We start from the raw sequence: 26,738 nt of genomic DNA, 5'->3' as shown, positions 1-26,738 counted from the left end.
TTGTACGATTGTAAAAAAAATGGTAATCTTAACAGTTGAAAGGGCCTTTTTTGATGATTTATTTCCACTATTAAAAAAGAAAACCCTCACAAAAAACTTGTTTCACAAAGGAGACCGATTAATATGGAAAAAAAAGATTTTCACGTAGTTGCAGAAACAGGGATTCACGCACGTCCCGCTACATTATTAGTACAAACTGCTAGCAAATTTAACTCTGACATTAACTTAGAGTACAAAGGCAAATCAGTAAATCTTAAATCTATCATGGGCGTTATGTCTCTTGGTGTTGGCCAAGGCTCTGACGTAACAATCACAGCAGAAGGTGCTGACGAAGCAGACGCAATGGCTGCAATCGTTGAAACAATGAAGAAAGAAGGATTATCTGAATAATGGTTGAAATGCTAAAAGGGATCGCCGCCAGTGACGGAGTTGCCGTTGCGAAAGCTTACCTGCTAGTTCAACCGGATTTATCCTTTAACAAAATTTCAGTAGAAGATACTGAAGCAGAAGCAAAAAGATTAGACGATGCTTTAGCAAAATCTACTGAAGAATTACAACAAATTCGGGAAAAAGCAGCGCAAAGTTTGGGCGAAGCAGAAGCTCAAGTATTTGACGCCCATTTGATGGTCTTATCTGACCCTGAAATGATTGGTCAAATTAAACAAAACGTGAAAGATAACAAAGTCAATGCAGAAGCTGCATTGAAAGAAGTTACTGACATGTATATTGGCATGTTTGAAGCAATGGATGACAATGCTTACATGCAAGAACGCGCAGCTGATATCCGTGACGTTGCCAAACGTGTCTTAGCACACTTATTAGGAGTTACTTTACCAAATCCTTCAATGATTAATGAAGAAGTAGTTGTGGTTGCCCACGACTTAACACCAAGTGATACTGCACAATTAGACCGGAAATTCGTTAAAGCTTTTGTTACTGACATTGGCGGACGGACTTCTCACTCTGCTATCATGGCTCGTTCTCTTGAAATTCCTGCAATTGTAGGAACAAAAGAAATTACAGCTAAAGTTAAAGCAGGTGACATCCTAGCTGTTAACGGTATTATCGGTGACGTCATCATTGATCCAACTGAAGAACAAAAAGCTGAATTCCAAAAAGCGGGTGCAGATTTTGCGGCCCAAAAAGCTGAATGGGAAAAATTAAAAGAAGCAGATACTGTCACTGCTGATGGTAAACACTTTGAATTAGCTGCTAACATTGGTACACCAAAAGATTTAGAAGGGGTACACAATAACGGCGCTGAAGCAATCGGCTTATATAGAACAGAATTTCTTTATATGGACTCACCTGATTTTCCAACCGAAGAAGATCAATTTGAAGCCTATAAAGCAGTTTTAGAAGGTATGGGTGATAAACCAGTCGTTGTTCGGACAATGGACATTGGCGGGGACAAAGAATTACCATACTTAACTTTACCGCATGAAATGAATCCTTTCTTAGGTTATCGTGCATTACGTATTAGTTTATCAGAATTAGGTGACGACATGTTCCGCACGCAATTACGTGCGTTGTTACGTGCTTCTGCCTTTGGTAACTTACGAATTATGTTCCCGATGGTCGCAACATTGAAAGAATTCAGAGCAGCGAAAAAAATGTATGATGAAGAACGTCAAAAATTAATCGACGAAGGTGTAGCAGTTTCTGATACAATCCAAGTTGGTATTATGATTGAAATTCCAGCGGCAGCTGTCTTAGCTGATAAATTTGCCAAGGAAGTCGACTTCTTCAGTATTGGAACCAATGATTTAATCCAATATACTATGGCTGCAGACCGTATGAACGAACGCGTGTCTTACCTTTACCAACCATATAACCCATCTATCTTACGTTTAATCAAAAACGTAATTGATTCAGCTCACGCTGAAGGTAAATGGGCTGGTATGTGTGGTGAAATGGCCGGCGATCAAACTGCTGTGCCAATTTTGATGGGAATGGGCTTAGATGAATTCTCAATGAGCGCAACATCAATTCTTAAAACACGTAGCTTAATGAAACGTTTATCTACTGAAGATATGAAAGTTCTTGCTGATAAAGCATTAAATGACTGCGATACAATGGAAGAAGTCATTGAATTAGTAGAAGAAGCGGTAAAATAAAAGTTATTTTTAACCTCGGAGATTTTTCTCTGAGGTTTTTTTGTTTATCTGAATTTTACTTTTAAATTGTGTTTTTCCATTTCTAAATCTGTTCTTTTGTAGTTTTAAAAAAAGAAATACGACAACTTATGTGCTATGCTAGAAGAAAGAATAAAATGGTTAAAATTAAACGCTACTAGCATTTATTAGCAAAAATGTGGCATGGATGTACACAAAGTATCTAACGAGTTTGTCACTTGCTTTTTTTTCATTGCTATTTTAGTGATATTAACGCTAAAATATAACTTGAAATAGGACTATAGTTTGATTAAAGTATGAAAAAGCTGTGCTACACTATAGAAAAGTTGTTGGTTAACTGAAGAAGTTACAGCGAGATAGTTTGGAGGAAAGACTGTGAAAATCGGATTTTTTACAGATACCTATTTTCCGCAAGTTAGCGGTGTTGCGACATCAATTAAAACATTAAAGACGGAGCTAGAAAAAAAAGGACATGAAGTTTACATTTTTACTACGACCGATCCTAATGCAACTGGCGTAGAAGATGACATTATTCGCATGCCAAGTGTGCCTTTTGTTTCGTTTAAAGATCGACGAATTGTTGTTCGAGGAATGTGGTATGCTTATCTAATCGCCAAAGAATTAGAGTTAGATTTAATTCATACGCATACTGAATTTGGCGCAGGGCTTTTAGGTAAAATGGTCGGAAAAAAATTAAAAATACCAGTGATTCATACATACCACACTATGTATGAAGACTATTTGCATTATATAGCAAAAGGAAAAGTAGTCAGACAATCTCATGTAAAATACTTTTCCCGTTTATTTGCAAATCATACAACAGGAGTCGTTTGCCCAAGTGAACGTGTCATCGATACCTTAAGAGGCTATGGTGTTACTTCTCCGATGCGTGTTATTCCAACGGGGATTGAGTTGGAAAAATTTGAACGACCTGACATTACTTTAGCAATGAAAAAAACATTGCGAAACGAAATGGGCATTGAAGATGACCAAATTATGCTCTTATCATTGAGTCGTATTTCTTATGAAAAAAATATTCAAGCAATTATTCACGGTTTACCACAAGTCGTATCACAATTACCCAAAGCCCGGTTAGTCATTGTTGGTAAAGGACCTTATACAGAAGAATTAAAAGAGTTAGTTGAAGAATTAGATTTAACAGATTACGTCTATTTTGTTGGCGAAGTACCAAATGATGAAGTCGCTCTTTATTATCATGCAGCGGATTATTTTGTTAGTGCTTCAACTTCAGAAACACAAGGCTTAACTTACACAGAAGCAATGGCTGCAGGTACACCTTTAATCGTTGAAGGAAATGATTATTTAGATAACTTGATTGACGATGCGTCATTTGGGGTCACTTTTGCCAAAGATGAAGAGTTTGCTGATGCATTATTGGATTATATCGCCAGTGGTCAAAAATCAGATCCAATGAAGCTTTCTAATAAACTGTATGAAATTTCTGCGACTCATTTTGGTGAAGCAATGTTAGACTTTTATCACGACATGATTGCTTATTATGCCAACCTATCTTTAGAAAAAGAAACTGCTCCAACGATGAAAAAAATTAAAGTAAAATTGTATTCATTTAAACGGACTTCTAATTAAAATACAGTCTTATCACAACAAAAAATCACGGCTTTAGCTTATACTAAAGTTGTGATTTTTTATTTATGGCATTTATGGCTAGTTGAGAGGATGGTAGCAGATGAAAATTGGTTTTATCGGTATCGGCGTTATGGGTCATTGGATGGCCGCACATTTATTAGCGGCTGGTAATGAAGTTTATGTGTACAATCGAACTAAAGCTAAAGCAAAGCAAATCGTAGAACAAGGTGCGGTTTGGTGCGATACACCACAAGCTGTAGCAGAAAATGCAGATGTGGTCTTTTCGATTGTTGGTTACCCGCAAGATGTAAAAGAAATTTATTATGGCGAAAATGGAATCTTTACTGCGGATGTAAAAGATAAAATTTTAGTTGATATGACGACCAGTACACCTTCTTTAGCAGAACAAATTGCTCAAACAGCGAAACAAAAAGGCGCAGAATCATTAGATGCACCAGTTTCTGGTGGTGATTTAGGTGCGAAAAACGCAACTTTAACCATTATGGTAGGTGGCTCCCAGGAAGCTTATGAAAAAGTAATGCCACTTTTTAAAGTGATGGGAAAAAGTTATGTTTTACATGGCGGTCCTGGTAAAGGACAGCATACGAAAATGGCCAATCAAATTATGATTGCCGGCACTATGACTGGGATGACAGAAATGCTGGTTTACGCTAAGGCAGCGGGTTTAAATCTGGAAAAGGTTATTGAAACTGTAGGTGGTGGCGGTGGTGCCAACTGGTCTTTAGCAAACTATGCACCTCGTATCTTAAAAGAAGACTATACACCAGGATTTTTTGTGAAGCATTTTATCAAAGATTTAAAAATAGCATTGGCTGAAGCTGAGAAAATGGCAATTGATTTACCAGCTACTAAAGAAGCAACTCGTTTGTATGAATTGCTCGCGCAAAAAGGATACGAAAATGATGGAACACAAGCTTTAATTAAACTATGGTGGGGAAACTAATGTTTTTACAAAAAAATATGATTTTTTTGTAAAAACCAATGCAAGCTGCTGGCGCTTTTGATACAATATAACAGAAGTTGAGAAAAAGGAGGCTTTCCCCATGACAAGTTCACAATTAGTTGCCATTATCAGACGTTTAGAAGCAATGACTGAAGCAACCGATAATGAAATCCAAGTTCGCCGCTTTGAAAAAGAAGGCGTTGAAAAATGTACCGTAACTTACGATAAATCAACTGAAACATTTGAATTGACTGAAACAGATACCCAACAGCACTATCAATTCGACAATATTGATATCGTAGCAATGGAAATCTATGATCTAATTCAATAATCGTAATAAAAAACACGAGAGGATTTTCCTCTCGTGTTTTTTATTGGCTCAATTCTGCTAATAAGCGGGAAACAGTAGTCATTTCATTTATTTTGAAAACATTACTGCCAGCAAAAATGAGTCCATGATCTGGATTATCACGAACGCTTTGTAACAACATTTCCGTAATGCAATAAGGAATAGTTTTGCGATCGCAGTGATCGTGAGAAAGGCAACTCCGACATTTTTTAATAGGAATTTGTTTACTCGTAATCGTTTGGGTAAATTCATTTTCAATTGCGCGTCCTGGCATACCAACTGGGCTTTTAATAATTTTGACGGCATCTTTTGTGGCGTGTAAATAGCGTTCTTTATATGAAATAGGCGCGTCGCATTCTTCTGTGACGACAAATCGCGTTGCCATTTGTACACCTGCACAACCAAGACCTAAGTAATGGTCAATATCATTGCGGTCGTATACGCCTCCTGCGAAAAAGATAGGAATTTGGCAATTAAATTTTTCACCGTATTCTTTTGCTACTGCGACGATTTTAATAACTTCTTGATCCATCTTTTTAATTGCTTCGTGAATGTTATCGTACTTAAAGCCTAAATGGCCACCAGCTTCAGGGCCTTCAATCACTAAAAAGTCCGCTGTGCGCTGGTAGCGTTTAGCCCAAGTTCGCAACAAAACTTTAGCTGCTTTTTCAGAAGAAACAATAGGTGCAATCTTCGTTTTAGAGTTTGCGACTAATTCAGGCAAATGAATCGGCAATCCTGCGCCTGAAATAATAACATCGGCTCCAACTTCAACACAACGCTGTACATATTTTTCATATTTGTAAGTTGCGCACATAATATTAAAGCCGACAATTCCTGTTCCAGCAATGGCTTTAGCAGCTTGATATTGCTCTTTAATAGCTTTCATATTGGCTTTAAATGGTGCCCGTTCAAAAATAGGATCATTAAATCCAATTTGAGCACATGAAATAATCCCCATACCACCTTCTTTTGCAACATTTCCCGCTAAACGAGAGAGGCTGACACCAATTCCCATGCCACCTTGAATAATGGGGATTTGTAAAGCTAAATCACCAATTTTGACTGGTGTTAATTTCATAATAGTCTCCTTAATAAAATACTTTGATTTTCAAACTAAATTAAATGTTAGCTTTCACCTTTATACTTGTCAATATTTTTTTGAAACAATTCACCGAGAATCAAAAACAGATGAGTATAGCTTTAGAAAAATAAAAAAATTTAAAAAAACTATTGCATTTTAAAAAAAGTTATAATATATTTTGATAGTCAAACGATTTGATAATCAAACTAATTTGGATGGTGAAAGTGTGGAAAAAGATTTAGAAACAGTCAATGACTACCTTGTGAGCGTCTTCAACGATATCTTAACAATTGAGGAATCTGAGTTGCAAAAATCGCAGTTCAATGATTTGAGTATTACGGAAATGCACACAATCGAGGCTATTGGCATGTATAAAAAAAAGACCACTTCAGAAGTGGCAAAAGAACTTTCTATCACGGTGGGGACTTTGACTACCGCCATCAACCGGTTAGTAAAAAAGGGCTATGTTGAACGGATTCGTAGTGAAGACGATCGGCGAGTGGTCAAACTCGGATTGACGAAAAAAGGCAAATTATTATTCCGTGTTCATGAATATTTTCATCGTCAAATGATTAAACGTGTTTTAGCTGGCATGGATAGTGATGAGGAAGCGACTTTATTAAAAGCTTTAAAAAATCTCCATGATTTTTTACAAGAGTATAAGTGAGTGTGAAGATGAAAAAATACGGGAAAATTACTGCGACAGCTAGTTTTGTTCCAGAAAAAATTGTTAAAAACGATGACTTAGCGCAACTTATGGCGACATCAGATGACTGGATAAAAAGTCGTACGGGTATTTTAGAACGACGCATTGCAACAAGTGAAAATACTTCTGATCTTTGTATTGGCGTGGCTGAAAAATTGCTTTTGAAAAGTCAGCTGACAGCTGAAGATTTGGATTTCATTATTGTTGCAACCATGACACCAGATTATATGACACCATCTGTTGCTTGTATGGTACAAGGTGCAATTGGTGCTACAAATGCTTTTGCTTTTGACTTATCTGCTGCCTGTTCGGGCTTTGTCTACGCGCTGTCGATGGCAGAAAAACTCATTCAAACAACCGCTCAAAAAGGTATCGTTATTGGCGGTGAAGTTTTATCTAAAGTAGTTGACTGGCAAGATCGTTCCACTGCTGTTTTATTCGGTGATGGTGCGGCGGGAGTTTTGCTGGAGGCCAGTGAAATACCAATGATAAAAAAAGAAAAGTTGTCTGCTGATGGTACTAAAGGTGCAGCACTAACTTCAGGTTATGTCAAAAATACTAATCCTTTCAAAGAAGATGATACGTCCTTTTCATATTTGAAAATGGCGGGTCGTGAGATTTTTGATTTTGCGACACGGGATGTAGTAAATGCAATTGACCAATTAGTTGTAGAAGACAAAGAAAAAATTGACTTTTATTTGTTACATCAAGCCAATGCGCGCATATTGGATAAAGTAGCTAGAAAATTGAAAGTTCCCAGAGAACGTTTTTTACAAAATATGGATAAATATGGCAATACATCAGCTGCAAGTATTCCGCTTTTATTAGATGAAGCTGTAAGGGCCGGTGTTATCCGTTTAGATGGAACACAAAATGTGGTGTTTTCAGGCTTTGGTGGTGGTTTGACTTGGGGTGTTATGCAAGCCACGCTTTAAAACCTGTTTGCAATATAAATTATAAAATCATTCATTTAATTGGAGGAAATAAACATGGTATTTGAAAAAATTCAAGAAATCGTAGCAGAAGAATTAGGAAAAGAAAAAGATGAAATTCAATTAACAACTAATATTCAAGAAGATTTAGAAGCGGATAGTTTGGACTTATTCCAAATCATCAATGAAATTGAAGACGAATTCGATGTAAAAATCGAAACAGAAGAAGGAATTGCAACTGTAGCAGACCTTGTGAAATATGTTGAAGCTCAAAAAGCTGAATAATTTCTTTTAAGCTAGGCGTTAGTCTGGCTTTTCTTATAATGAAAGACGCGTCTTTCATTATAAGAAAAGCTAATCAATTAAATTGAGAGCTTAAAAATTTCAAAAAAGTATTTGAAGATAACGGCTTGGGCTGAAAAGACGGAGGGCAATAGATGAAAACGGCTTTTTTATTTAGTGGTCAAGGAGCACAGTACACTGGAATGGGAAAAGAACTATACGATAGTGAAGCGATTGTCGCTCAAACTTTTGCTGAAGCTAGTGAAGTGCTGGGATATGATATGGCGGCTTTATGTTTTGAAGAGCAGCAAAAAGACAAATTAAATCAAACGCAATACACGCAACCGGCTATATTAACTGTCAGTATTGCTTTTTGGCGTTTATTAAAAGAAAACGGCTTTAATGCAGATGCCGTCTGTGGTTTAAGTTTAGGCGAATATTCTGCGCTAGTGGCAAGTGGTGCACTTGATTTTAAAACTGCTGTAAGTTTAGTTGCTAAACGAGGACACTTTATGGCAAACGCGGCTCCTCTTGGTAGTGGCAAAATGGTGGCAGTTATGAATACAGCAAGTGAAGTAATTGAAAAGTGTTGTAAAGAAGCAAGTAGCATTGGTATTGTGTCACCGGCAAACTATAATACGCCGCAGCAAATTGTTATTGGTGGTGAGGTAGCTGCTGTTGATAAAGCTTGCGAATTACTAACCAAAGCAGGTGTAAAACGGCTGATTCCATTAAATGTGAGTGGCCCTTTCCATACGGCTTTGTTAGCACCAGCAGCTGTTAAATTACAAACAGAGCTGGCAAATATCAATTTTGAACCAATGAAGATCCCGGTTATTAGTAATACCACAGCACAAGTGATGCCACAAACAGACATTAAATCATTACTTGAGTGCCAAGTAATGTCTCCGGTTCATTTTTATGAAAGTATCGCTACTTTAAAAGAACTAGGAATTAATCAAATGGTCGAAATTGGACCGGGTAAAGTTCTGAGTGGCTTTATCAAAAAAATTGACAAAACATTGACGACTACAAGAGTAGAAGATAGCAAAACATTGAATGAAACGATGACGATTTTAGCAAATAAATAGTCACGTTGCAGGAGGAAGAGATGGAGCTTAGAGGAAAAAATGTTTTAATTACTGGTAGTACAAGAGGAATCGGTAAAGGTATTGCAGAAGCTTTTGCAAAAGAAGGCGCTAATATCATTTTAAATGGGAGACGCCCAGTGCCGCTAGCGCAAATTGAAGCAATTGAAAAGTATGGCGTATCTTGTATTGGTGTAACTGGTGATATCAGTGATTACGATACAGCTAAAAATCTATTAGCAGAAATTGAAGAAACAATGGGCAGTGTTGATATTTTAATTAACAACGCTGGTATTACTAACGATAAACTATTATTGCGCATGACCGCAAAAGATTTTGAGGATGTTATGAAAATTAATTTAAGCGGGACCTTTAACATGACGCAATTAGTTTTGAAAAAAATGTTGAAAAACCGCTGTGGGACAATTATTAATATGTCTTCAGTTTCTGGTTTAATTGGAAATGCTGGTCAAGCAAATTACGCGGCAAGTAAAGCGGGAATGGTAGGGTTCACAAAATCTGTTGCCAGAGAAGTAGCTCCAAGAGGCATTACATGTAATGCCATTGCACCAGGATTTATTACAACTGATATGACAGAGGTGCTTTCTGAGAAAGTAAAAGAACAAGTAAGTAAAAATATTCCGTTACAAAAATTTGGGACCGTTACAGATATTGCACAAACGGCAGTATTTCTTGCTAAAAGTCCGTATATCACCGGTCAAGTGATTAATGTTGATGGTGGTTTGGTAATGCATGGTTAACGATTAAAAAGCTGCTTTTAATAAGGAGGATAATATGAATCGCGTAGTAATTACAGGTTATGGTGTTGCATCTCCCATTGGTAATGATGCTGAAACATTTTTAAATAGTTTAAAAGAAGGAAAAAATGGGATCGGTGAGATTACACAGTTTGATGCTAGTGAAACAGGTATCACTGTCGCAGCTGAAGTAAAAGAATTTCCTTTTGATAAATACTTTATTAAAAAAGACGCTAAAAGAATGGATAAATTTTCATTATTTGGCCTTTATGCTGCACTAGAAGCAATGGCAATGTCTGGTTTAGATACCAAAGAAATGGATGTTGATCGGTTTGGTGTAATGGTAAGTTCTGGCATCGGTGGCTTACAGACAATTCAAGATCAGGTCATCCGCATGCATGATAAAGGAGCAAAACGAGTTTCGCCGATGTTTGTACCAATGTCTATTGTTAATATGGTAGCGGGCAATATTGCGCTGAAAGTTGGCGCTAAGGGAATTTGTACGAGTACGGTGACAGCATGTGCTTCAGGTACGCATTCTATTGGTGAAGCTTTTCGGAATATTAAACATGGTTATGCCGATGTCATTTTAGCTGGTGGCGCGGAAGCTTCAATTAATGAGATTGGAATTTCTGGTTTTGCTGCTTTAACGGCTTTGACAAATGAAACGGATCCAAATAAAGCTTCTGTCCCTTTTGATGAAAATCGCAGTGGTTTTGTCATGGGCGAAGGTGGCGGTGTCGTTGTGGTGGAATCTTTAGAACATGCTAAAGCGCGCGGTGCCAATATTTTAGCTGAAATCGTCGGTTACGGTGCAAATTGTGATGCTTATCATATGACTGCACCAAATCCAGATGGCTCAGGTGCTGGTAAAGCGATGAAGTTAGCGATGAAAGAAGCAGGTATTACAGCTAGTGAAGTAGATTATATTAATGCTCATGGAACTAGTACGCCAGCAAATGATGTAGCAGAAGCCAAAGCAATTCAATACGGCTTAGGGGAAAATTATAAAGATACTTATGTCAGCAGTACAAAATCAATGACAGGTCACTTATTAGGTGCAGCCGGAGGAATTGAAGCGATTGCTTCTTTATTAGCCTTACAATACCAATTTGTACCGCCAACTATTAATGTCACAAAACAAGATCCCGCCATTGATTTAAATGTCGTGACAAATAAAGCAAAAGAGGCAGAGTTAAAATACGCCATGAGTAACTCTTTGGGATTTGGTGGTCATAATGCTGTTATCTGTCTAAAACGTTGGGAGGCATAAGCTAGTGAATATCAACGAAATCAAAGATTTATTAGCGCAATTTGATCAGTCAACTTTAACTGAATTTGATTTAAAAGATAATAACTTTGAACTGTACTTTAATAAAAATCAGCAAGTTCGTGGTGAAAAAGCTGCTACTGGAGAAGTTGTTTCCACACAACCCATACCGACACAAGCGCCAAGTTTTCGTTTAGATAATGAATCTTTAGAGGATTCTTCAATTAAATCTTCACCGGTTTCTATAACTGAACAAAAAGTAGCAGGTAAAGAAATCGTCTCACCACTTGTTGGCGTCTGCTACCTAAAGAGTGCGCCAGATCAACCAGTCTTCAAAAATGTAGGCGACCATGTTGAAAAAGGAGAAGTCCTTTGTATCATCGAAGCGATGAAAGTGATGAATGAAATCATAAGTGATGTGACTGGTGAAGTCGTGGAAATTTTAGTGGAAAACGAACAAGTAGTAGAATTTAATCAACCGTTATTTGTTGTGAAAGAAGGTTAAATTATGGCAGTTATGACAATTGAAGAAATCAAAGAAATTATTCCACATCGCTATCCTTTTTTATTAATTGATCGCATCGAAGAACTTGAAGCAGGGCAAAAGGTTGTTGCTAAAAAAAATGTGACAGTAAATGAGCCCTTTTTTCAAGGGCACTTTCCTAAAGAACCTGTTATGCCGGGGGTTCTAATTATTGAAGCTTTGGCACAAGCTGGTGCAGTAGCTTTACTTTCGTTACCAGATTTTAAAGGAAAAACCGCTTATTTTGGTGGGATTGATAAAGCTAAATTTCGCCGAAAAGTTGTTCCCGGCGATACATTAATATTAGAAGTTGAAATTTTAAAAGTGAAAGCTACAGCCGGAATTGGCAAAGGTGTGGCCTATGTTGACGGTAAAAAAGCAGCTGAAGCAGAATTAACCTTTATGATTGGATAGGTGAATGTATGTTTTCAAAAGTTTTAATTGCAAATCGCGGTGAGATTGCAGTCCGTGTCATTCGCGCTTGTCGCGAATTAGGTATTCAAACAGTTGCCGTTTATTCTGAAGCAGATAAAGATGCACTCCACGCTGAAATGGCAGATGAGGCAATTTGCATTGGTCCTGCTAAAGCAAGTGATTCTTATTTGAACGTGCAACAAATCTTAAGTGCTGCGATTGTCACAAAAGCTGAAGCAATCCATCCAGGCTTTGGTTTTTTATCTGAAAATAGTCGTTTTGCAGCAATGTGTGAAGAATGCAATATCACCTTCATTGGGCCAAAAAGTGAAACAATTGATGCAATGGGAAATAAAATTAACGCCCGTCAATTAATGATTGAAGCAGAGGTTCCGGTTATTCCCGGTAGCGAAGGGGATTTAAAAGACGTCACAGAAGCATTGGCAATAGCTGATGAAATTGGCTATCCGGTGATGCTAAAAGCTGCTGCTGGTGGAGGCGGCAAAGGAATACGTAAAGTAATGACTAAAGAAGAATTACCGCAACATTTTAAATCAGCTCAACAAGAGGCTAAAGCGGCCTTTGGTAATGATGCGATGTATTTGGAAAAGATTATTTACCCAGCGCGTCATATTGAAGTTCAAATTTTAGGGGATGATTATGGTAATGTCATTCATTTAGGAGAACGGGATTGTTCCTTACAACGTAATAATCAAAAAGTTTTAGAAGAAGCGCCTTCTGTTGTAATCTCAGAGCAAAAGCGAGAAGCGCTGGGCTCAGCGGCAGTACGGGCAGCAAAAGCGGTAAATTATCGCAATGCTGGTACGATTGAATTTTTGATGGATGAGACAGGTTCTTTTTATTTCATGGAAATGAATACGCGTATTCAAGTAGAACATCCGATTACTGAAATGATCACCGGCGTCGACTTAGTTAAAAAGCAGCTTGAAATTGCAGCTGGTGAAGCACTGGGGTTAAAGCAAAGTGATATAAAAATTAGTGGTCATGCAATCGAATGTCGAATTAATGCAGAAAATCCAGCTTTTAATTTTGCACCAGCTCCTGGTAAAATCAAAAACTTATTCTTGCCAAGTGGCGGATTAGGGCTCCGTGTTGAAAGTGGGATGTATTCAGGTTATACCATTCCACCTTATTATGATTCTATGATTGCAAAAATTATTGTTCATGGTCAGACTCGTTTTGAAGCGTTAATGAAGATGCAACGTGCCCTAGGAGAATTAGTGACAGACGGTGTTACTACTAATGCAGAATTTCAATTGGATTTGATTTCACATCCGAATGTGGTTGCTGGTGATTATGATACGGCCTTTTTACAAAGTGTCTTTTTACCAGCGTGGACACCTGAAACATAGGAGGGATTTATTTGGCATTATTTAAAAAGAAAAAATATATCCGGATTAATCCCAATCGTACCCAAACACCAAGTCAAAAGCCTCAGGTTCCGGATAACTTATGGGCAAAATGTCCCAACTGTAAACATATGCTTTATACCAAAGATATTGGCGTCGAAAAAATCTGTCCTTATTGTGCTTATAATTTTCGGATTAGTGCGTGGGAACGAATCGCAATTACAATTGATGAGAAAAGTTTTGACGAATGGGACGCAGATCTTGTTACCAAAGACCCTCTGAACTTTCCTGGGTATAAAGAAAAAATAAAACAAACACAAGCAAAAACGGGTTTAAATGAAGCTGTTTTAACAGGAGAAGCAACCATTAATGGCGTAGCTTTTGCATTAGGTGTAATGGATCCTCATTTTATTATGGGAAGTATGGGAACAATCGTCGGAGAAAAAATTACGCGTTTATTTGAAAAAGCAACCCAAAAAGGTTTACCTGTTGTTATTTTTACAGCCTCTGGCGGTGCTAGAATGCAAGAAGGAATCTTTTCTTTAATGCAGATGGCAAAAATATCAGCGGCAGTAAAACAACATAGTAATGCCGGCCTTTTTTATTTAACAGTCTTAACTGATCCTACAACTGGGGGGGTCACTGCTAGTTTTGCGATGGAAGGTGACATTATCTTGGCGGAGCCGCAAAGTCTAATTGGTTTTGCTGGAAGACGAGTTATTGAGCAGACGATTAAACAAGAGCTGCCAGAAGACTTTCAAAAAGCTGAATTTTTATTAGAACACGGATTTGTGGATCAAATTGTGCCCCGCACAGAATTGAAAAGTCGAATCGAGCATTTACTACGTTTACACACAGTAGAAGGGTGGTTGGCTAAATGACCGAAGCTTGCGAAATTGTCCAATTAGCCCGCAGCAAAGAACGCCTAAGTGCATTAGAGCTTTTTGAGCTGATTTTTGAAGATTACGAAGAGTTTCATGGTGATCGTTTATTTGCTGATGATGAAGCAGTCGTTGGTGGAATTGCCACTTTAAATAATAAGCCGGTCACGGTCATTGGGATTCAAAAAGGACGGGATTTAAAAGAAAATTTAAAAACTAATTTTGGGTCTCCTCATCCAGAAGGTTATCGGAAAGCTTTGCGTCTTATGAAACAAGCTGAAAAATTTAAACGTCCCGTGATTACTTTTATCAATACGGCGGGGGCTTATTGTGGCGTTGGGGCAGAAGAGCGTGGTGAAGGAGAAGCAATTGCCAAAAATTTAATGGAAATGTCAGATTTAAATGTACCCATTATTGCGATTATTATCGGTGAAGGTGGAAGTGGTGGTGCGTTAGCATTGGCGCTAGGTGATGAGGTTTGGATGATGGAACATTCTATTTATGCAATTTTATCACCAGAAGGATTTGCTTCTATTTTATGGAAAGATGGTAGTCGCGCTGCTGAAGCGGCAGACTTAATGAAAATTACCGCACAAGAATTATATGCCTTAAATGTAATTGAAAAAGTAATTCCTGAAACAAAAGATGGAAAAGCATTACCACAAGAAGTTATCGTTAAAACGCTTCAACAAAACTTAGTTGAAAAACTAACCGAGTTGTCACAAAAAGATACTCAGACGCTACTATCTGATCGCTATCAGCGCTTTCGAAAATTTTAATTGAAGATTTATCATTCATGACGACGATGAATGATAAGTCTTTTTTTTGCAAAAAAATTAGAAAAATGCTTTTTTGTATAAAAAATGAATGGAAGTTGCTTTGTTGTAAAAAAGCGGGGATATAAAATCGATATTTTCTTTATTTTAGGCGATGTTTACAGGCGTTTCAAAGACGCTTATTTTTTTTATTGCAAAAATATACGAATATTTGTAAGAAAAATTCAGAAAAAGCGTGCATTTGAAAAAACGATATGATAATATGTATATATTCTCAACAAACAGAGAAAAAATGAATATATATTTATTAGGAGTGGTAGGATGAAAAAGTTTTGGACTAGCTTAGCAATTATTGGTGTTTGTTTTTTATTAGGCGGATGTGGCAACAAAAAAGAAGATAAATTAGCCGCCATCAAAGAAAGCGGGGAACTAAAAGTTGGGACTTCGGCTGAATTTGCTCCTTTTGAATTTCATACATTAATCGATGGCAAAGATAAAATTGTTGGCGCTGATATCGATTTGGCCCAGGCTATAGCAGATAAACTAGGAGTAAAATTAAAAATCGAAGACATGGAATTCAATGCTGTTTTAGCTACTTTAAAAGAAGGCAAAGTCGATTTAGGAATTGCTGGTATTTCCGCTACACCTAAACGTCAAAAAGCTTTTGATTTTTCTGCTAATTATTACAATCCACCACAAAAAGTAGTCATTAATAAAAAAGACGCAGCTAAGTATAATTCAATTAAGAGTTTAAGTGGTAAAAAAATTGGAGCCCAAAAAGGTTCTATTCAAGAAGATATCGTCAAAGAACAATTTGATGATCCTCAAATCGTTTCTGTAGCCAAAGTGCCAAACTTAATTTTAGAGGTAAAACAAGGCTCAATTGATGCTTTAGTTGTAGAAGAAACGGTGGGCGCTTCTTATATCGCTCAAAATCCCGAACTACAATTTGCTGCTATTGATTTAAAATCTAGCGAAGATGAAGCTTATGCTATTGCGTTGCAAAAAGATAGCGATACTTTGAAAAAAGAAATTGATAAAATCATCAAAGAATTAAATGATTCTGGTGAAATTGAAAAATATGTCAAAGAAAATACGGCTTTAGCCAATAAATCGACCGAAGAATAAAATGGGGAATAAAAAATGGACTTTTCTTTTTTAGCTGAATATTATCCATATTTTTTATATGGTACTGTGATAACTTTAATTATCTCTGTTGTAACAATTATTATTGGCACTGTGATCGGCATTTTGATGGCACTGGCAAAACTTAGTCCCATCGCTCCTTTAAGGTGGGTAGCCAATATTTATATTGAAATTTTTCGTTGTACGCCAATGTTAATCCAAATTATGATTGGTTTTGTATTGTTACAAGGGACATTCTCAGCTCCAACGATTGATATCGGGATTTTAAAGTTGGATTTCACCCGTCTTATTCCCGGACTTATCGTCATCTCTTTAAATTCAGGTGCCTATGTAGCTGAAATTGTTCGCGGGGGAATTCAATCTGTTGACGCTGGTCAAAAAGAAGCAGCAGGATCGCTGGGATTAAAGCCAATGCAGGCAATGCGTTATGTTATCTTTCCCCAAGCCTTACGAAATATTCTACCACCGATGGGAAATGAATTTATTATTTTGATTAAAGATTCATCTTTACTTTCAACCATTGGTATTTATGAATTAATGAATACTGCACAAATTGTCATTACCAATTCTTATATTCCTTTAGAGCCTTACTTTGTAGCGGCAGCTATTTATTTTGTAATTACTTTTTCAACCGGGCGTCTTTTAGCCTGGTGGGAACAAAAAATGGGTGTTGGTTACAGTCGATAAGTAAAATTTGAAGGAGCGATAAAATGTCTGTTTTAATTGATGTTAAAAATTTGCACAAATCTTTTAAAAATAATGAAGTTTTAAAGGGAATTAGCACTGAAATAAAAAAAGGTGAAGTCGTTGTAGTCATTGGCCCTTCTGGTTCAGGTAAAAGTACTTTTTTACGCTGTCTGAATTTACTCGAAACACCAACAAGTGGACAAATCTTTTTTGAAGAACAAAATATTACAGATGCAAAAAACGATCTTTATCACATGCGAGAGAAAATGGGCATGGTTTTTCAAAACTTTAATTTGTTTCCTAATATGAATGTGTTAGCCAATATTACATTAGCCCCTAGAAAAGTGAAAAATATTTCCAATTCAGAGGCAGAAAAAATTGCAGAGAAATTGTTAGTTCAAGTTGGTCTAGCGGACAAGGCTACTGCTTATCCGCAATCTTTATCCGGTGGCCAAAAACAACGGATTGCGATTGCCCGTGCACTGGCTATGCAACCTGATGTGATGCTATTTGATGAACCGACTTCTGCTCTTGATCCTGAAATGGTAGGCGAAGTTTTGCAGGTCATGCAAGATTTAGCCAAAGATGGTATGACCATGGTAATTGTCACCCACGAAATGGGCTTTGCCAAAGAGGTAGCAGACCGTGTTTTATTTATGGATGAAGGAATTATTATGGAAGAAGGAACACCGACTGCTATTTTTGATCAGCCCAAACATCCACGTACCATTAGCTTCTTATCAAAGGTTCTAGCATAAAAAACGTGTAAAACTGAAAAGACTGTGACAAAAAAGATATCATGGTCTTACAGTTTTACACTTTTTTATTTTATGGCTGTTCGTCTGCTTTAGTATCCAGCTCAAAAGGTGAACCGATATAAATATAGCGCGTAGTAATCACGCCATCTGGGTCAGTAGCGGTGACTTCTTGTTTAAAAGGAAAACAAATTCGTTGTCCTAATTTCGTTTCGTTATTGTCGGCGATGATTTGAAAGTTTGGCGCAGTAGGCAATTCACCAACAACTTTGTCAATAATCATTTCATCAGACATATCACCAGTTTTAACAATTTTTTTGTAGTCTGCTAAAAAAGCAGCTTGGTTTCCTAAAATTTCCATCTGTGTATACTCCTTAATAGTTTTAAATAAAAGTAGTAAAAATAACTCTCAGCGTGAAAATATCGCTTTCAATAATTTTAGCATATTTTTACGGTTTTGACTGAAATAAGGTTTATACTTTTTATAGTCAATAATCAATGAAAGATATTAATTAAATGTAATTATACAGCTTGTAAAAAAGCACATCTAAATTTATATATGCATCAATAAAGAAAAATCGTGCTGATATAATGAATATAATTGAGTAGAACTCAAATTGAAAAATGTCTTCAATTTGGTATTAAAAATATTAGTTTTTGTTATAACTAATTCGACTATTACAATGTAGTTAATTTTAGCGAAAAAGATTGTAAAAAAGTTTATACTTTTTTAGATATAACTTTCAAGGAGGTAAAGGAGTTGTCTATTGGCTTTTATTTCGCAACTGATTCAAAAATTAATTTAGAAGAAAATACTGAATGTTCTGGGATGATTTCGATTAACGACATTATGAAATTTGCTAACGCTGATAATTTGATTTCAGACTTCGTGAAGAATATGGAAATTGATTTAAGTAATATTGATAAAGACGATAAGATATTTACAATAATCGAAGATGAAAAGAAAGCTCAACCCTTTAATGTTATTAAAGACAGCGGGGACGGTATTATTTCGAAATATACAGCAAAGAAAAATATCTACTATCTTGATTTATATAGTTGGAATTTTTTCTATGATAGACTGTCTGAATTTTTAATCCGCTCTTCAGATTCATTTGAGCTTTGGATGATATGGGAAGATAAATATGAGATAGAAGATTTGGTCACTGTTAATCTTAAATACTTAGATTCAAATTATTTAGAAAAAGTGTATGGTAAGAATGAATATTTAAACCCAATAGTTGGTATATCTAGTGGAATAAGTTTGTAAGAAGGCAACGAATGATTGAAACGGATGTGTGATTTTCGATGTGAAGAGATTTAGTTAAAGAAACTGTTAAATATTTTATCGCCAATCTATTTACAATCATATTGCCACGTTTGTACAAAATCGATTCAATTTCACTAGGATTTCACTATTTAGTAACTTTTAAAAGAAAAATCTGATAGGTGGAATGATTGGTCTAATCCGGTAATTATTTACTGGTACGCGTTTATCTAAACGAAATAGTGCAATTGTTAAACTCTTAATGGACGATAAAAACTCGATATCGCATGATTACTGATGTACCGATTGAGTAATAAACCTAAAGATACTAATTTATAGCATCAGCAGCGATTACCCCCGAATAACTAATTTGACTAGTTTTATTTAATTCACAACTCGTCAAAATAAATACTAAAGAAAACACCATTAAATATTTAAGAATATATTTCATAAAGAAATTCTTTTATCTTTTTATGCGATCGTTTTCTTTTTTTATCTGAAATCACAGCACTACCTTATTACGCATACAACTTATAAAATTGAAATATGAAATGTCTTTTGTTTTATTTTTGGGAATCTGTCACTTTCAGATGGGGATGAAACTTTTTATGAAAATCTAAATCAAAGTGAGACTAAAAAAGCAAATTTTGTGTAATTTTTGTGTAATCGAAATAAAAAAGACCACAAACCTTATAATAACAAGGCTTGTGGCTTTGTAATCAAAGCGGGTGACGAGAATCGAACTCGCGACGGAAGCTTGGGAAGCTTCTGTTTTACCACTAAACTACACCCGCGAAACAAGAACTAGTATATAGCTTTTTTTATTTTCGAGCAAGTAATTTGATGAACTTTTTTTAAATGCGTTGATAAAAAAGAATTGTAATTCCTTTTTATAAAAAAGCGAGAGATTGTTTAATAAAGTTTGAAAGAATTATTATGAAAATTACCAAAGCTAGAATTATCACAGCTTTTATAGTATAATTTCGGTTTGAGGAGTACAGGGTACTTCTTCATTTTTTAAGTAAAGGAGCACCTATGTTTCAGGAATATAAACCAACTTGGATGGTATCAGCCATCTATCAAATTACACCGGAACAATTAAAAAAACATGGTATTAAAGCTGTTTTAACAGATTTAGATAATACTTTAATCGCATGGAATAATCCAAATGGCACAGAAGAGTTGCGCCAATGGCTAAAACAAATGGATGAGGCAAAAATTCCAGTTGTGGTAGTGTCTAATAATAATCAAGAACGTATTGCCCATGCATTGGAGCCATTTGGCTTGGATTTTGTTGCGCGCGCGTTAAAACCTTTTGCTAGAGGAATTAAGGCAGGCTATCAAAAGCTGGGAATGAAAAAAGAAGATGTTGTAATGGTAGGCGATCAAATTATGACGGATATTCGCGGTGCTAATAGAGCAGGCGTGAAAAGTATTTTAGTCAAGCCTGTGGTGGCAACAGATGGCTGGAATACCCGTATTAATCGCTTTTTTGAACGGAAAATTATGAAGCATCTACAAAAAAATAATCCGGATATGAAATGGCAAGGTGAATTAAATGACTGAAACTGAAGCAATTTATTGTATTGGCTGTGGTGCAGAAATTCAAACACAACATCCTGGGGAAATAGGCTATACACCTCAGTCTGCATTAGATAAAGGCCTTGAAAGTGGCGAAGTCTACTGCCAAAGATGTTTTCGTTTGCGGCATTATAACGAAATCCAACCCGTTGCTTTAACGGATGATGATTTTTTACGTTTATTAAATGAATTAGGTCAAAAGGATGCGTTAATTGTTAATGTGGTCGATATTTTTGACTTTAATGGTTCAATTATTCCAGGTTTGCATCGTTTTGTGGGGAATAATCCCGTTTTATTAGTAGGTAATAAAGTGGATATTTTACCGAAATCTTTAAAACGCGGAAAAATGACACAATGGATGCGAGAAAGAGCCCATGAAGCTGGATTACGTCCTGTCGATGTTTTGTTAACTAGTGCAAAAAAACCGCAAGAAATGACGGAATTACTTGAAGCGATTGAAAAATATCGTGAAGGGCGCGACGTCTATGTGGTCGGAGTAACCAACGTTGGTAAATCGACTTTAATTAATCAAATTATTAAGCAGACGGCTGGCGTACAAGATTTAATTACTACCTCTCGCTTTCCAGGTACCACGTTAGATAAAATTGAAATTCCTTTAGAAGATGGACATTTCTTAATTGATACTCCTGGAATTATTCATAGAGAGCAAATGGCTCACTATTTAGGGGTTAAAGATTTAAAAATTATCGCACCGCAAAAAGAAGTTAAACCTAAAGTCTATCAATTAAATCCAGAACAAACACTCTTTTTAGGTGGTTTGGCTCGCTTTGACTTTATTAAAGGGAAGCGTAGTTCATTTGTAACATATGTTTCAAATGACGTAGAGATTCACCGCACGAAGCTTATAAATGCGGATGCTTTTTATGAAAAACACGTCGGGGGATTATTACAACCACCTCGTCTTGATGAAGTGAAAGATTTTCCGCCCTTACAACGTTTTGAATTTTCAATTAAAGAAAAAACTGATATTGTCTTTGCTGGTATAGGATGGATTACAATTACTGAACCTTGTGTTATAGCTGGGTGGGCTCCAAAGGGTGTATCTGTTTTAACTAGAAAAGCATTGATTTAGAAAGAAGGCAATTATGGAATTACGGGGAAAACAAAAACGTTTTTTAAGAAGTAAAGCACATCACTTACAACCAATTTTTCAAATTGGTAAAGGTGGGGTTAGTGGACCAATGCTAACACAAATTGGCGAAGCGTTGGAAAAACGCGAACTAATTAAAGTTTCTTTGTTACAAAATACCGATGAAATTGCAACAGATGTGGCGCATATTTTGGCCGATGAAGTACATTGCCAAGTTGTCCAAATTATTGGGCGGGTTTTGGTTTTGTATCGTCCAAGTAGCAAAGAAAAATATCAACGAATTTCAAAAGAAGTAAAAGCAATTTAGGAGGTTTGGCAGATGCAAAAAGTGACAATTGATGTTGTGCCCAATGTTAAAGTTGCTCCTCTTAATACGAAGCGGCGGAAACAAGTTGGAATTTTAGGAGGAAATTTTAATCCTGTTCATTTGATGCATTTAATTATTGCCGATCAAGTTGGTCAACTTTTGGGCCTGGATGAAGTACGCTTAATGCCTGAATATCTGCCACCTCATGTCGATGCAAAAAAAACAATTGCGCCAGAACATCGCTTGGCGATGTTGGAGCTGGCTGTGGCAGATAATCCGCGCTTGAAAGTGGAAGACATTGAAATAAAGCGACAAGGTGTAAGTTATACGATTGAAACCATGAAGCTTTTAAAAGAGCAAAACCCTGATGTCGATTTTTATTTCATTATTGGCGGTGATATGGTGGCGTATTTGCCAAAATGGCGTCAAATCGATGAACTGATCGATTTGGTTCAATTTGTCGGGGTGAAACGGCCAAATTACAGTCAAGAAACACCTTATCCAATTATCTGGGTAGATATCCCCCAAATGGATTTAAGTTCTTCTGAGATTCGGAAAAAAATTGCGCAAGGATGCTCTGTTCGCTACTTTCTACCTGATCCTGTGTTAAACTATATTTTAGAAAAGGGGCTGTATCTTGATGAAATATAGTGATAATTATACGGCAATGGATCGTGAATTGTTAATGCAAAAAGTGCAAATGCAAATGAGCGAAAGACGTTTCAAACATGTTTTAGGCGTTGAAGAAACCGCGATTGCGCTAGCTGAAAAATATGGTGCCTCGCCTGAAAAAGCAAGTATTGCTGCGCTAACTCATGATTATGCAAAAGAACGAAGTGATGAAGAATTCCAATTGGTTATTCGTCGCGATGGTTTTGATTTAGCCTTATTAAAATGGAACAACGCGATTTGGCATGGCATTGTTGGAGCTGATTTTGTTCAACGTGAACTTGGCATTGATGATGAAGAAATTCTGAATGCAATTGCGTTGCATACAACAGGCGCTGCTGAAATGTCACTTTTAGCTAAAATTATTTATGTCGCAGATTTTATTGAACCAGGCCGTGATTTTCCTGGTGTAAATGAAGCAAGAGAAATTGCTTTGGTTAATTTAGATGATGCGGTAGCTTATGAAACTAAACATACATTAACGTATTTGATTGAACAAGGAAAACCAATCTACCCCAAAACAATTGAGACATATAATAAGTGGGTTGCAAAACACATTTAATTACAGAAAGATATATTTTAGGAGGGAATCACCATAGAAAGTGAAAATATTTTACAGACAGCTGTAAAAGCTGCTGATTCAAAACATGCGCAAGATATTATTGCGTTAGATGTACGGGAGATTTCACTGTTAGCGGATTATTTTCTAATCTGTTCGGCCAATAGTGAACGTCAAATCAATGCAATTATCGATGAAATTGTTGAAAAAGAAGAAGAACAAGGAGTTGCCATTAAACGGATTGAAGGTAAAGATGGTGCTAAGTGGGTTTTAATTGACTTAGGCGATGTGATCGTTCACGTCTTTAGCACGAGCGAACGCGAATTTTACAATTTAGAAAAATTGTGGTCTGACGCACCTTTAGTCGACTTAAACGCATGGCTTGTGTCTTAAAATGGCCTATGAAACTTTTGCTTTTGTCTATGATGAAGTAATGGATAAAAGCCTCTATGAAAAGTGGTATGAATTTTCAAAGCGCCACTTAAAAGGAAAAAAACAACTTTTGGAACTAGCTTGTGGGACAGGTGCTTTAGCCTGTCGCTTTGCCAAAGCTGGTTATGATGTAACAGCGTTAGATCTGTCTGAAGAAATGTTAATGATTGCAAGTCAAAGAGCGCTTGAAGCGGATGTTTCCGTTCAGTTTATTGAAGGGGACATGCTAGATTTAAATGATATTGGCGAATATGAAGCAGTGACTTGTTTTTCAGATTCATTATGCTATATGCCAGATGAACAAGCTGTGCAACAAGTATTTGATGGCGTCTATCAAATTTTAAAAGATGAAAGTATCTTTATTTTTGATGTTCACTCTCTTTATCAAATTAATGAAGTTTTTCCTGATTATAATTACCATTATCAAACGGATGATTTTGCCTTTTTGTGGGAAAGTTATGCAGGAGAACTTCCCAACAGTATTGAACATTTTTTAACTTTCTTTGTCGCCCAAGATGCAGAAAGTGATTTGTTTGAACGTCGTGATGAATTGCATAAAGAGCGTACTTATTCGCTCGAGCTTTATCAAAGAATGTTAGAAAATGCAGGTTTTAGCCAAGTCGCCTGTTTGGGAGATTTTACTGATAGTGAACCCAATGAAAAAACGCGCCGTTGGTTTTTTGTCTGTCAAAAATAATTAAACCTTTATCCGAACTTTGTGTGTTAGTATGAAACATGCTGAGTTCGGATATCTTTGTTTAGGACTAAGATATTTACATTTTTTGCTAGTAAAGGAGAAATCGATGAAAGCATGTGGCGTAATTGTTGAATATAATCCCTTTCATAATGGCCATCTTTATCATCTCAAAAAAGCCCGCGAAAAAAGCCAGGCCGATGTAATGGTAGCAGTAATGAGTGGTAATTTTTTACAGCGGGGAGAACCTGCTGTGGTAGACAAATGGCAACGAGCACAAGCAGCCCTTTCAAATGGAGCGGATTTAGTGGTAGAACTCCCTTTTCAATACGCCTGCCAAGCAGCAGATATTTTTGCCAATGGGAGTGTCCAAACATTAGCACAATTACAGTGTGAAAGCTTGTGTTTTGGTACCGACTATGAAACTTCTTTTGACTATAATTATTTTGGTCACCAACTAAATTTTAGAGCAGAAGAAGTAGCAGCCCTTTTTAAAGAAAAAGCGGATCAAAAAAGAACTTATCCTCAAATTATGCAAGAGGTTTATCAAACGCTTTTTGCTTTGCCACCGGTTGAACAAGTGTTACCTAATCATATCTTAGGTTTAAGTTACGCTAAAGAAAATGCACAATTACCAAAGCCAATGAATTTAATTGCGATTAAGCGACAAAAAGCTGGGTATCATGATCTTGCGGTTACAGATGAGAAAATTGCCAGTGCAACGGCAATTCGGCGATTACTGGCAACAAATGAAAATGTTGCAGATTTTGTACCAGAGGAAATGGCGCAAGCATTGAAACAACCTGCTATTTCGTGGCAGCAATTTTGGCCTTATTTGCGCTATCGTTTAATAAGCAGCACAGTAGAAGAACTATTAGTAATTTATCAAATGGAATTAGGGTTAGCTTTAAAATTAAAAGAAGTAGCAGTGAAACAAAGTGAGTTCACAACGTTTTTAAAAGACGTGAAATCAAAACATTTTACTGTGACCCGCATTCAACGCCAACTCTGCTATGTTTTATTAAATATACGTACTAAAGAAATCACAAATGCATGGGAAAATAACTATTTGCGGATCTTAGGTTTTACGGCTAATGGGCAAAAATATTTAAATCAAATCAAAAAAAATGTTACTTGGCCTATCCTAGCGCGAGTAGGGAAAAGTGGTGCAAAACAAGTACCTTTAACACTACGCTCAGATGAAGTTTATCGTTTAGCCAGTAAAGAGATCAAAGAACAAAACTTCGGTCAGATGCCACTTATAGTGAATTGATGTAAAAAAACACTTCACATAAAGCTGTGACACAAGTATAATGGAAAAGGACGTTTTTTCGTCAGTTGAATAATAATAGAAACGGAAGTGAAAGTATGGGACGTAAATGGGCAAATATCGTCGCGAAAAAAACCGCAAAAGACGGTGCAAACAGCCGTATTTATGCAAAATTTGGGATTGAAATCTACGCAGCAGCAAAATCAGGTGATCCTGATCCCCACGCTAACCAAAAATTACGTTTTGTTATCGAACGGGCGAAAACGTATAATGTGCCAAAACACATCATTGATCGTGCGATTGAAAAAGCAAAAGGTTCTGGCGATGAAAATTATCAAGAATTGCGTTATGAAGGTTTTGGACCAAATGGCTCAATGGTTATCGTTGACGCTTTGACAAACAATGTGAACCGTACTGCAGCAGATGTACGAGCTGCTTTTGGTAAAAATGGCGGGAACATGGGTGTCTCTGGAGCGGTTAGTTATATGTTTGATAATACGGCAATTTTTGGTTTTGCCGGTGAAGATGCTGACGAAATTTTAGAATATCTAATGGAAAAAGATATCGATGTTCGTGATGTAATTCAAGAAGATGATCAAATTATTGTTTACGGTGAACCGGAAGATTTCAACAGCATTCAAGAAGCGTTGAAAGAAAAAGGAATCAGTGAATTTTCAGTAGCTGAAATTCAAATGATCCCTCAAAATGAAATCAAATTAACCGGTGAAGACTTGGAAAAATTTGAAAAAATGATCGATGCCTTGGATGATTTAGAAGATGTGCAACGTATTTTCCATAATGTAGAATTAGATGATTAGTTTTGATTTACTAGGAAAAGTGTCAGTATGAAACGGCACTTTGTTTAAAAAGTAGTACAACATAAATTTTGTAAGATAAGATAATTTAGACCAGCGAAGAAATTCGTTGGTCTTTTTTTCTAAGCTAGTTTCTTTGAGAATTGAAAAAAGTATAAAAAATAAATTAGTTTAATAGAATTAAAAAATATTCTTTGTAAGCGGAAAAATGTGGTTTAAAATTCAAAAATAACGTGTTAAACTCATATATATGTAGCAAATTTAAGGGGATGTTAAGTACATAAAAAACTATCTCAAAATACATA

Annotated in this window: 31 protein-coding genes and 1 tRNA gene; 29 read left to right on the top strand and 3 right to left on the bottom strand. The window is 36.4% G+C overall.

What is annotated here, in order from left to right; translation table 11 throughout:
- The first annotated feature begins 123 nt into the window (after nucleotides 1–123).
- The 5 genes from RU96_RS06640 (at nucleotide 124) to RU96_RS06620 (ending at nucleotide 5,038) form a co-directional block, all read left to right on the top strand.
- On the top strand, nucleotides 124–390 hold the full coding sequence (locus tag RU96_RS06640) for a phosphocarrier protein HPr (protein WP_016172193.1): 267 nt from the start codon (nucleotides 124–126) through the stop codon (nucleotides 388–390).
- On the top strand, nucleotides 390–2,117 hold the full coding sequence (gene ptsP / locus RU96_RS06635) for a phosphoenolpyruvate--protein phosphotransferase (RefSeq protein ID WP_071864756.1): 1,728 nt from the start codon (nucleotides 390–392) through the stop codon (nucleotides 2,115–2,117). The genes RU96_RS06640 and ptsP overlap by 1 nt, the downstream gene beginning before the upstream one ends.
- 393 nt (nucleotides 2,118–2,510) lie before the next feature.
- Nucleotides 2,511–3,743, top strand: coding sequence for a glycosyltransferase family 4 protein (locus RU96_RS06630; RefSeq protein WP_071864755.1), 1,233 nt, complete (start codon nucleotides 2,511–2,513; stop codon nucleotides 3,741–3,743).
- Nucleotides 3,744–3,843: 100 nt separating this feature from the next.
- Complete coding sequence (locus tag RU96_RS06625) at nucleotides 3,844–4,707, top strand: NAD(P)-dependent oxidoreductase (protein WP_071864754.1); 864 nt, start codon at nucleotides 3,844–3,846, stop codon at nucleotides 4,705–4,707.
- Nucleotides 4,708–4,807: 100 nt separating this feature from the next.
- Nucleotides 4,808–5,038: a YkuJ family protein gene (locus RU96_RS06620; RefSeq protein ID WP_071864753.1), complete on the top strand. Its 231-nt coding sequence runs from the start codon at nucleotides 4,808–4,810 to the stop codon at nucleotides 5,036–5,038.
- Between the two features lie 40 nt (nucleotides 5,039–5,078).
- On the opposite strand, the gene RU96_RS06615 is transcribed toward RU96_RS06620, so the two are convergent.
- The gene (locus RU96_RS06615) at nucleotides 5,079–6,137 is read right to left on the bottom strand and encodes an NAD(P)H-dependent flavin oxidoreductase (RefSeq protein ID WP_071864752.1); all 1,059 of its coding nucleotides are present in this window, start codon (nucleotides 6,135–6,137) and stop codon (nucleotides 5,079–5,081) included.
- Between the two features lie 229 nt (nucleotides 6,138–6,366).
- Between RU96_RS06615 and fabT the strand changes: the two genes are divergently transcribed.
- The 14 genes from fabT to RU96_RS06545 all read left to right on the top strand — a co-directional run bounded on the left by fabT (nucleotide 6,367) and on the right by RU96_RS06545 (nucleotide 17,731).
- Complete coding sequence (gene fabT / locus RU96_RS06610; protein WP_071864751.1) at nucleotides 6,367–6,807, top strand: fatty acid biosynthesis transcriptional regulator FabT; 441 nt, start codon at nucleotides 6,367–6,369, stop codon at nucleotides 6,805–6,807.
- A gap of 8 nt (nucleotides 6,808–6,815) precedes the next feature.
- Nucleotides 6,816–7,781, top strand: coding sequence for a beta-ketoacyl-ACP synthase III (locus RU96_RS06605; RefSeq protein ID WP_071864776.1), 966 nt, complete (start codon nucleotides 6,816–6,818; stop codon nucleotides 7,779–7,781).
- Nucleotides 7,782–7,835: 54 nt separating this feature from the next.
- Nucleotides 7,836–8,063, top strand: a complete 228-nt coding sequence (locus RU96_RS06600) for an acyl carrier protein (protein ID WP_071864750.1) — start codon at nucleotides 7,836–7,838, stop codon at nucleotides 8,061–8,063.
- A 152-nt stretch (nucleotides 8,064–8,215) separates the two neighbouring features.
- Nucleotides 8,216–9,151, top strand: a complete 936-nt coding sequence (gene fabD, locus RU96_RS06595) for an ACP S-malonyltransferase (RefSeq protein WP_071864749.1) — start codon at nucleotides 8,216–8,218, stop codon at nucleotides 9,149–9,151.
- Between the two features lie 20 nt (nucleotides 9,152–9,171).
- The gene (gene fabG / locus RU96_RS06590; protein ID WP_071864748.1) at nucleotides 9,172–9,909 is read left to right on the top strand and encodes a 3-oxoacyl-[acyl-carrier-protein] reductase; all 738 of its coding nucleotides are present in this window, start codon (nucleotides 9,172–9,174) and stop codon (nucleotides 9,907–9,909) included.
- A gap of 34 nt (nucleotides 9,910–9,943) precedes the next feature.
- Nucleotides 9,944–11,179, top strand: coding sequence for a beta-ketoacyl-ACP synthase II (fabF, locus tag RU96_RS06585; RefSeq protein ID WP_071864747.1), 1,236 nt, complete (start codon nucleotides 9,944–9,946; stop codon nucleotides 11,177–11,179).
- Between the two features lie 4 nt (nucleotides 11,180–11,183).
- Nucleotides 11,184–11,681, top strand: a complete 498-nt coding sequence (accB, locus tag RU96_RS06580) for an acetyl-CoA carboxylase biotin carboxyl carrier protein (protein ID WP_071864746.1) — start codon at nucleotides 11,184–11,186, stop codon at nucleotides 11,679–11,681.
- A 3-nt stretch (nucleotides 11,682–11,684) separates the two neighbouring features.
- The gene (gene fabZ, locus RU96_RS06575; protein ID WP_071864745.1) at nucleotides 11,685–12,113 is read left to right on the top strand and encodes a 3-hydroxyacyl-ACP dehydratase FabZ; all 429 of its coding nucleotides are present in this window, start codon (nucleotides 11,685–11,687) and stop codon (nucleotides 12,111–12,113) included.
- Between the two features lie 8 nt (nucleotides 12,114–12,121).
- The gene (locus tag RU96_RS06570) at nucleotides 12,122–13,486 is read left to right on the top strand and encodes an acetyl-CoA carboxylase biotin carboxylase subunit (RefSeq protein WP_071864744.1); all 1,365 of its coding nucleotides are present in this window, start codon (nucleotides 12,122–12,124) and stop codon (nucleotides 13,484–13,486) included.
- Nucleotides 13,487–13,497: 11 nt separating this feature from the next.
- A complete protein-coding gene (accD, locus tag RU96_RS06565; RefSeq protein WP_071864743.1) occupies nucleotides 13,498–14,364 on the top strand; it encodes an acetyl-CoA carboxylase, carboxyltransferase subunit beta in 867 nt (288 codons plus the stop codon).
- Nucleotides 14,361–15,143, top strand: coding sequence for an acetyl-CoA carboxylase carboxyl transferase subunit alpha (locus RU96_RS06560; RefSeq protein ID WP_071864742.1), 783 nt, complete (start codon nucleotides 14,361–14,363; stop codon nucleotides 15,141–15,143). The genes accD and RU96_RS06560 overlap by 4 nt, the downstream gene beginning before the upstream one ends.
- 318 nt (nucleotides 15,144–15,461) lie before the next feature.
- Entirely contained in the window at nucleotides 15,462–16,268 is an 807-nt protein-coding gene (locus RU96_RS06555) for a transporter substrate-binding domain-containing protein (protein ID WP_071864741.1), read from the top strand.
- A 15-nt stretch (nucleotides 16,269–16,283) separates the two neighbouring features.
- Nucleotides 16,284–16,973 (top strand): amino acid ABC transporter permease, encoded by a 690-nt coding sequence (locus tag RU96_RS06550; protein WP_071864740.1) that lies wholly within the window; start codon nucleotides 16,284–16,286, stop codon nucleotides 16,971–16,973.
- Between the two features lie 23 nt (nucleotides 16,974–16,996).
- Nucleotides 16,997–17,731 (top strand): amino acid ABC transporter ATP-binding protein, encoded by a 735-nt coding sequence (locus tag RU96_RS06545; protein ID WP_071864739.1) that lies wholly within the window; start codon nucleotides 16,997–16,999, stop codon nucleotides 17,729–17,731.
- A gap of 70 nt (nucleotides 17,732–17,801) precedes the next feature.
- Here RU96_RS06545 and RU96_RS06540 read toward each other — a convergent pair whose 3' ends face one another.
- Nucleotides 17,802–18,089 carry a hypothetical protein gene (locus RU96_RS06540; protein WP_016172173.1) on the bottom strand — a complete coding sequence of 96 codons (288 nt, stop codon included), beginning with the start codon at nucleotides 18,087–18,089 and terminating at the stop codon, nucleotides 17,802–17,804.
- Between the two features lie 399 nt (nucleotides 18,090–18,488).
- On the opposite strand from RU96_RS06540, the gene RU96_RS06535 reads away from it, so the two are divergent.
- Nucleotides 18,489–18,998: a hypothetical protein gene (locus RU96_RS06535; RefSeq protein WP_071864738.1), complete on the top strand. Its 510-nt coding sequence runs from the start codon at nucleotides 18,489–18,491 to the stop codon at nucleotides 18,996–18,998.
- Between the two features lie 720 nt (nucleotides 18,999–19,718).
- Here the strand turns inward: RU96_RS06535 and RU96_RS06530 are convergent.
- Nucleotides 19,719–19,789 (bottom strand) — tRNA-Gly (locus RU96_RS06530).
- 241 nt (nucleotides 19,790–20,030) lie between these two features.
- Between RU96_RS06530 and RU96_RS06525 the strand changes: the two genes are divergently transcribed.
- From RU96_RS06525 to RU96_RS06485, 9 genes are all read left to right on the top strand, one after another.
- Nucleotides 20,031–20,561 carry a YqeG family HAD IIIA-type phosphatase gene (locus RU96_RS06525; RefSeq protein ID WP_071864737.1) on the top strand — a complete coding sequence of 177 codons (531 nt, stop codon included), beginning with the start codon at nucleotides 20,031–20,033 and terminating at the stop codon, nucleotides 20,559–20,561.
- Entirely contained in the window at nucleotides 20,554–21,669 is a 1,116-nt protein-coding gene (gene yqeH, locus RU96_RS06520) for a ribosome biogenesis GTPase YqeH (protein WP_071864736.1), read from the top strand. The genes RU96_RS06525 and yqeH overlap by 8 nt, the downstream gene beginning before the upstream one ends.
- A gap of 13 nt (nucleotides 21,670–21,682) precedes the next feature.
- On the top strand, nucleotides 21,683–21,994 hold the full coding sequence (yhbY, locus tag RU96_RS06515; protein WP_071864735.1) for a ribosome assembly RNA-binding protein YhbY: 312 nt from the start codon (nucleotides 21,683–21,685) through the stop codon (nucleotides 21,992–21,994).
- A 12-nt stretch (nucleotides 21,995–22,006) separates the two neighbouring features.
- Nucleotides 22,007–22,645 (top strand): nicotinate-nucleotide adenylyltransferase, encoded by a 639-nt coding sequence (locus RU96_RS06510; protein WP_071864734.1) that lies wholly within the window; start codon nucleotides 22,007–22,009, stop codon nucleotides 22,643–22,645.
- Nucleotides 22,635–23,225, top strand: a complete 591-nt coding sequence (gene yqeK, locus RU96_RS06505; protein ID WP_071864733.1) for a bis(5'-nucleosyl)-tetraphosphatase (symmetrical) YqeK — start codon at nucleotides 22,635–22,637, stop codon at nucleotides 23,223–23,225. Before RU96_RS06510 ends, yqeK begins: the two co-directional genes overlap by 11 nt.
- Before the next feature lie 48 nt (nucleotides 23,226–23,273).
- On the top strand, nucleotides 23,274–23,615 hold the full coding sequence (rsfS, locus tag RU96_RS06500; RefSeq protein ID WP_071864732.1) for a ribosome silencing factor: 342 nt from the start codon (nucleotides 23,274–23,276) through the stop codon (nucleotides 23,613–23,615).
- 1 nt (nucleotide 23,616) lies between these two features.
- On the top strand, nucleotides 23,617–24,351 hold the full coding sequence (locus RU96_RS06495) for a class I SAM-dependent DNA methyltransferase (RefSeq protein ID WP_071864731.1): 735 nt from the start codon (nucleotides 23,617–23,619) through the stop codon (nucleotides 24,349–24,351).
- 106 nt (nucleotides 24,352–24,457) lie between these two features.
- On the top strand, nucleotides 24,458–25,621 hold the full coding sequence (locus RU96_RS06490) for a nucleotidyltransferase (RefSeq protein WP_071864730.1): 1,164 nt from the start codon (nucleotides 24,458–24,460) through the stop codon (nucleotides 25,619–25,621).
- A gap of 95 nt (nucleotides 25,622–25,716) precedes the next feature.
- Nucleotides 25,717–26,436 (top strand): YebC/PmpR family DNA-binding transcriptional regulator, encoded by a 720-nt coding sequence (locus tag RU96_RS06485; protein WP_071864729.1) that lies wholly within the window; start codon nucleotides 25,717–25,719, stop codon nucleotides 26,434–26,436.
- The last annotated feature ends 302 nt before the right edge of the window (nucleotides 26,437–26,738 follow it).

The organism is Enterococcus canintestini, from assembly GCF_001885735.1.
GTDB lineage: Bacteria > Bacillota > Bacilli > Lactobacillales > Enterococcaceae > Enterococcus_C > Enterococcus_C canintestini.
The sequence above is the reverse complement of the archived record's forward strand: the minus strand, read 5'-3'. Positions and strand labels throughout refer to the sequence as shown.